Annotated in this window: 5 protein-coding genes and 1 pseudogene; 5 read left to right on the top strand and 1 reads right to left on the bottom strand. The window is 40.9% G+C overall.

Translation table 11 applies throughout. The annotated features are described in order from the left end of the window. From HMPREF0106_RS26080 to HMPREF0106_RS09750, 3 genes are all read left to right on the top strand, one after another. On the top strand, positions 1–251 hold a 251-nt coding region (locus tag HMPREF0106_RS26080), incomplete at its 5' end, for a transposase (RefSeq protein WP_008997335.1). A 20-nt stretch (positions 252–271) separates the two neighbouring features. Continuing rightward, positions 272–586 carry a hypothetical protein gene (locus tag HMPREF0106_RS0124845; protein ID WP_232286785.1) on the top strand — a complete coding sequence of 105 codons (315 nt, stop codon included), beginning with the start codon at positions 272–274 and terminating at the stop codon, positions 584–586. Positions 587–598: 12 nt separating this feature from the next. Continuing rightward, positions 599–1,735: an alkaline phosphatase gene (locus HMPREF0106_RS09750; protein ID WP_009040287.1), complete on the top strand. Its 1,137-nt coding sequence runs from the start codon at positions 599–601 to the stop codon at positions 1,733–1,735. Between the two features lie 73 nt (positions 1,736–1,808). On the opposite strand, the pseudogene HMPREF0106_RS09755 reads toward HMPREF0106_RS09750, so the two are convergent. Further along, positions 1,809–2,673 (bottom strand): annotated as a pseudogene (locus HMPREF0106_RS09755) (DMT family transporter). Between the two features lie 130 nt (positions 2,674–2,803). Between HMPREF0106_RS09755 and HMPREF0106_RS09760 the strand changes: the two are divergent. Together HMPREF0106_RS09760 and HMPREF0106_RS09765 are read left to right on the top strand one after the other, a co-directional pair. Then, positions 2,804–4,555, top strand: coding sequence for an AAA family ATPase (locus HMPREF0106_RS09760; RefSeq protein WP_009040286.1), 1,752 nt, complete (start codon positions 2,804–2,806; stop codon positions 4,553–4,555). Between the two features lie 16 nt (positions 4,556–4,571). Then, a complete protein-coding gene (locus tag HMPREF0106_RS09765) occupies positions 4,572–5,489 on the top strand; it encodes a HEPN domain-containing protein (RefSeq protein ID WP_008775344.1) in 918 nt (305 codons plus the stop codon). The last annotated feature ends 352 nt before the right edge of the window (positions 5,490–5,841 follow it).

The raw sequence follows: 5,841 nt of genomic DNA, 5'->3' as shown, positions 1-5,841 counted from the left end.
ATTACACACGCAAGAAGAAACATAAGCTATTCTGCAAGCGTGCAGGAATAGAGCCGACTATCGGGCATTTGAAATCAGACTTTCGTTTAGGACGCAACTTTTATAAAGGTGTGTTCGGGGATGTTGTCAATCTGCTCTTAGCCGCAGCAGCGTACAACTTCAAAAGAGCCATGAGGGTTCTTTGGCTACTTGTTGAAAAAATCTGCGGGACACTGTTTTCTTGCAATATCCCGCAGATGAGTACTTTTTAAGGGACGACTACTTACCCAATATGGCAAGGTTGGCAGGACATCCATCCTTACAGTCAGCCAATTACACTACTACTCTTGATGATGTATTATTTGTGTGTTATGATCCATGGGATCGGAATCCGGAAGGGCTACAACAATTAGAAAAGTCACTAGCCGGTTCGAAGGCAACTTACAAGTTTGTCATGTTACACGAGCCTGTGATTCCGGTAAATGAAAGATGCTGGCATGTATTCCGACAAGATAATGCCAAGAGGATGCAATTAGAATATTATACCGCATTTGGAGAAAAGCCATACGATACAGTCAACATATCCGAATTACTTACTTCTAATTAAAACATATTAGCCATGAATGTAAAATTTAAAACTCACTTATTTATTCTCTCCTTATTCTTTTGCTATAATCTATCAGCACAAGAAATCGTCAAAGGAGATTTTAAGAACGAAAATCCACAAAGTTCGTATGTTCCTTCATTTGACATGGATGCTACCGACAAACCGGTGAAGAATGTCATCTTAATGATAGGTGACGGCATGGGACTGGCACATATCTGTTCAGGAATGTATGCCAATCAAGGACAGCTTACTATCACTAATTTAAAAACATGCGGTTTCGTCAGAACGCAATCCGCCAACAAGTTTACAACAGATTCAGCTGCTTCCGGAACCGCTTACTCAACCGGAAAAAAAACTAAAAACGGAGCACTCGGAATGGATGAAAATAACCAAGTTATTCCAAACTTACCGGAGAAGTTATCCGGCTATGGCTACATTTCAGGAATTGTTACCACTGACAATCTCGACGGAGCTACTCCTGCTGCTTTTTTTGCTCACCAACCGGAGCGTGGAATGTCTAAAGAAATTTGGGCGGATCTTCCTAACAGTAAGCTGACATTCTTTTCTGCCGGTAGTTATGAACTATTTGAAAAACAAGCACCAAACGTTCAAAAGGAAATCAAAAAAGAGTTTACCATCATAGAGGAACCGAATGACAAAGCTATCAAGAAATCTAAAAAACTGGGATACTTACCCACAAAGAGCAAAACAGCTTCTGTAAACGAAAACCGGGGAGATTTCCTTCCGTCTACCACCCAAATGGCTATTGACTATCTTTCGAGCAGGAGTACTAACGGTTTCTTCTTAATGGTAGAAGGTGCCCGAATAGATAAAAGTGCGCACAGTAATGATTATTCGGCAGTTGTCCGTGAAGTATTGGACTTTGACAAGGCGGTAGAAGCTGCTATCAGATTTGCAGAAAAAGATGGAAATACATTAGTGATTATTTCAGCTGATCATGAAACCGGAGCATTAGCTTTACGTAACGGAAACATAAAAGAAGGCAAAATGAAAGCAATGTTTGTATCTAAAGGACATACACCAATCATGGTTCCACTGTTTGCATACGGTCCACAATCCAAGCTTTTTGGTGGTGTTCAGGAAAACAGCGATGTTAGTAATAAAATTCTCCAATTACTCGCTAAATAAGATATAAAACAGATCTGTCATTCAAACTGAAATAAGAAAGAATTTCTTCTATATGAAAATAAGAAATTCTTTCTTATTTTTTCTCTGCCTGATAGACTCCAAAAATAATGCAACCTGCTCCCAATAATGTAATCCATGTGATTTGTTCGTGAAGAATGATTACGGATGCCACCATTGTTACCAACGGATTGAGATAGATATAATTGGAGGCTCTAACGGTTCCCAACTGTTTCAATACCACATTCCAGAGGACATAACAAACCAAGGATGCCAGGACGGCCAAAAATAAGAGATTGGATAATACAACCGGTTTTAAAAGTACATCGAAATCAGGTTGTAACGGATGAAGAAGAAAGGCGGGAAGTATAGTCAATACTCCATAAAAGAATATTTTGCGGGTGATAAATACAGTGGGGTACCGCCCTGTCATTTTCTTTATCACCAAACTATAAAATGCCCACGACAGGGCGGCAAGTAAAGTGAGCAGATCCCCTACCGGAGATAATTTAACCGTTAAAGACCACCAGTCCCACCCCGATTAAAGCTAATATGGAACCATAAATCAAACCTTTGGTGGCTTTTTCACTCTTATAAAAGAGAAGGGAAAGAATGGTAGTAAGCAGGGGAGCTGTGCAAATGATGAAAGCGACATTGGATGCTTGCGTAATTCCCAAAGCTGTATTCTCTGTAAAGAAATAGAGTGAACCACCGAAGAAACCTCCTGCCATCAACCAAAGTTCGTCTTTCCAATTACCCGCAAACAGACGTTTGGGAGAAATCACCCAAATACCCAGATAAGCAATGAGAAAACGATAAAAGAATATCTCCTGTGGGGTCAGTCCGTGATTAATTAATACTTTGGTTGATATGAAAGTCAATCCCCAGATAGCAACTACAAGTATCGCAATCAGATGGTAATATCCATGCTTCAATTCCATAATGGTGGTGATGTTTGTTTAATAGAGTGCAAAGATAGCGAGAAGTTATGGAATGTTTGTTTGGAGAAGTAACAAAAAGCCCGTACCTTTGTTTATGTTCAAAGAAAGCTCCTAAAATAAGGTATAAGTTATGGAAAAATATATAGCACCGGACAGAAAACGTATCCCATACGGCATGATGAACTTTGCAGTAATCCGCCGCGACGACTGTTATTATGTGGACAAAACCCGGTTTATACCCATGATAGAAGAAGCGGACAAGTTTTTCTTCTTTATTCGTCCGCGCCGTTTCGGCAAAAGCCTCACTGTAAATATGTTGCAGCACTATTATGATATACTTGCCAAGGATAAGTTCGAAGCGCTGTTTGGCGACCTTTACATCGGAAAGCACCCTACGCGCGACCGGAACAGCTATCTGGTACTATACCTCAACTTCTCCGGAATAGTAGGCGAACTACACAACTACCGCAAGGGACTGGACGCGCATTGCCAAACAATGTTCGACTACTTCTGTGACATTTACGCTGACTATCTCCCCAAAGGCATCAAGGAAGAACTCGACAAAAAAGAAGGAGCTGTCGAACAATTTGAATACCTGTTCACAGAATGTAATAAGACCAACCAACGTATTTACCTCTTTATCGACGAATACGACCATTTCACCAATGCCATCCTCTCGGATATAGAAAGCCTGCATCGCTATACGGACGAAACACATGGCGAAGGTTATCTGCGCGCCTTTTTCAATAAAATCAAAGCCGGAACCTATTCCAGCATCGAGCGTTGTTTCATCACCGGCGTAAGCCCCGTGACAATGGACGACCTCACAAGTGGTTTCAATATCGGAACCAACTACTCGCTCACACCGGAATTCAACGAGATGATAGGTTTCACGGAAGAAGAAGTGCGCCAAATGCTCACTTACTATTCCACCACCAGTCCATTCAACCACAGTGTGGACGAACTGATAGAAATAATGAAACCTTGGTATGACAACTACTGCTTTGCGGAAGAATGTTATGGTGAAACCACTATGTACAACTCTAATATGGTACTCTACTTCGTCAAGAATTATATTCAACGAGGCAAAGCCCCCCGGGATATGGTAGAAGACAATATCCGTATCGACTACGAAAAATTACGTATGCTCATCCGGAAGGACAAAGAGTTTGCCCATGATGCCTCCATCATACAGACATTGGTGAGCGAAGGCTACGTCACCGGAGAACTGAAAAAAGGTTTTCCTGCCATCAATATCACCAATCCCGACAACTTTGTGAGCCTGCTCTACTATTTCGGTATGCTCACCATTAGCGGCACGTATAAAGGAAAGACCAAACTCACCATTCCTAATCAGGTAGTCCGCGAACAAATTTACACTTATCTGCTAAGTACCTATAACGAAGCCGAACTCAATTTCAGTAGTTACGAAAAGAACGAACTTGCCAGCGCTCTTGCCTACGATGGCGATTGGAAAGCCTATTTCGGTTATATTGCTGACTGCCTGAAACACTACACTTCCCAGCGTGACAAGCAGAAAGGTGAATTTTTTGTCCACGGCTTTACGCTTGCCATGACGGCACAAAACCGTTTCTACCGTCCCATTTCCGAACAGGACACACAGGCAGGTTATGTCGATATTTTCCTCTGTCCGCTACTGGATATCTATTCCGACATGAAGCACAGCTACATTGTGGAACTGAAGTATGCCAAGTATAAAGATCCCGAAAGCCGCGTGGAAGAACTGCGACAGGAAGCTATTGCCCAAGCGAATCATTATGCTGACACTGATACGGTAAAGAGAGCAGTCGGCACTACACAACTTCATAAGATTGTGGTGGTATACAAAGGAATGGATATGCCGATATGTGAAGAGGTTTAACAGATAGGCTAACAATATGAAAAGATCAATAAAACGTTTGCCCAAACGCACGCAAGAAGAGTTGGCGGTGTTGCAAGAGCTGATATTGTCGAATCTTACGAATGTGCGTATGATTATCTTGTATGGAAGTTATGCACGGGGAAAATATGTTATCTGGGATGAAACATACGACGAACGTGGAGTAACTACTTACTACCAAAGTGATTTGGATATTCTGGTGATATGTGATACGAGAGACGCAAATAAAGCAGAGAGGCATGCGCGCGAGGTGATCGTTCCTAAATATGATACAAGAATGGAAGGAAAGCGGCATCCGGCACCGCCTAATATTATTGTAGAAACTCCAGTGACCATTAATAGAGCTATAAGAAGGAAGCATTATTTCTTTTATGAAATTATAAAAGACGGAATTCTGTTGTATGACAATGGTACGTTTCATATTGGCAAACCTGAAAAGTTGCCGTATCGGGAGATTAAGCAATATGCAGAGGAAGAATATGAAGAATGTTTTCCTTTAGCAGAAGGATTCTTAAGACATGGCGAACTAGCCTATGAAGATGGAGACTATAAATTAGGTTCTTTCTTATTACATCAAGCCTGCGAGCGCTTCTACAAATCATTTACGCTTGTGTATAACGGAATTCGCCCTAAATCTCATGAATTAAAAGTACTGGGAGCGATGGTCAGAAGCTGTTCACGAGGATTTGCTAATGTGTTTCCTACCAATACTTTCGAAGATAATAAAGCATTTGATAAATTATGCAGGGCATATATCGAAGCGCGATACAACCGGCTGTTCACCGTCAACAAAGAGGAATACGAGTATATGCTGGCACGAACAGAGGTACTGCGCGAAGTGACTATCCGAGAATGTGCTGCACGCATAACATATTACGACGAGATGATAGAAAAAGAAGAGAAAGACAAGATATAACCATATATTGTAAAAATGAAGAATTACCCTCATCACAAATAGCTGTAATGAGGGTAGGGATATTCAGTAAATGTTCCTCTTTCTAAAAAATCAAGAGAAAAGCTTTGCTTTACGTGAGCTTTTCTCTTGATTTTTTCGTTCAACTCTCCCAGTCTTCTATCTTTTTTGTAGAATATTGTTTACATATTCTTATTTTTTCCTTCCCACCCATGCATTATGTACATGTCTTTTTTAGGGGAAGTTAAAACCTCTCCTGTTTTTCCTGTTATTTTGGTTAGATTATGCTGCCTTTCTTTTTTTCTTTTCGACCTTTTCTATCATACATACCGCATTGGCTGTATGTATCCCAAAG

The organism is Bacteroides sp. D22 (assembly GCF_000163675.1).
In the GTDB taxonomy this organism is placed as follows: domain Bacteria; phylum Bacteroidota; class Bacteroidia; order Bacteroidales; family Bacteroidaceae; genus Bacteroides; species Bacteroides xylanisolvens.
Note: the sequence above shows the minus strand (reverse complement) of the source record. Positions and strands in the feature narration are given on the sequence as shown.